Consider the following 797-nt stretch of genomic DNA (forward strand, 5'->3'; position numbering starts at 1 on the left):
CGGCACCGGGCCCTCGCCCGCGTAGGAAACGCCCGTCCCAGCCGTCGGCGTCTCGTCCCCGACGAGCGTCAGACTGGGCCACGGGCCGAAAAGCGGCGGGCGGGCCGGAGGCCCGTGCCTCCGTCCCGCCCCGCCGCCCGCCTCGCCCGTCTTCAGGGNNGGCGGCGGCGTGTCGCCGGGCCGAAGAGCGCCAGGACCAGTGCGCCCAGCGTCCAGGTGCCCGCGATGACCATGAAGACCGCCTGGTAGCCGATACCGTTGTAGACGCCGGCGATCATCAGCGGACCCACCGCGTTCGACAGACGCCCCAGGCCGTAGGCGATGCTCGTGCCCAGTGAGCGGCCCTCGGTGCCGTACAGCTCGGGGGCGTACGCGTACGCCAGGGCCGTGTAGCCGCGCTCGAACAGGTTGACCAGGAAGCCGAAGACGACGATCAGCACCGGGGTGAACGTCAGCCCGTAGAGCAGACCGGACGCGGCGATGACCAGGCCGAACACCACCAGGCACCACTTGCGCTCGAAGCGGTCGGTGACCATCGCCGCCAGGAAGGAGCCGAGCGGCGCGCCCACGGTCGTCAGCGCCACGTAGAAGATGGAGTCCTCGACGCTGACGCCCTCGGCGGCCAGCAGGGTCGGCGCCCAGCTGGAGTAGCCGAAGAAGCCGATGGTCTGGGTGATCCACAGGACCGACAGCAGGATCGTCGGGTACAGGAACTTCTTGTCCTTCAGCATGCCCAGGCCCGGCTTGACGGAGGGCCCCTTCGGCTTCGGCTGCTGCGGCTCGGGCAGCGGCCCGTG

The 797-nt window shown here is 70.9% G+C and carries 1 protein-coding gene; it reads right to left on the reverse strand.

All coding sequences use genetic code 11. The features are described 5' to 3' along the window. Positions 1-152: 152 nt before the first annotated feature. A partial coding sequence (locus CCN29_RS36520) for an MFS transporter (RefSeq protein ID WP_442538624.1) occupies positions 153-797 on the reverse strand: 645 nt, incomplete at its 5' end.

Origin of the sequence: Streptomyces pseudogriseolus, from assembly GCA_002154585.1 — a bacterium.
Taxonomy (GTDB): Bacteria; Actinomycetota; Actinomycetes; order Streptomycetales; family Streptomycetaceae; genus Streptomyces; species Streptomyces pseudogriseolus.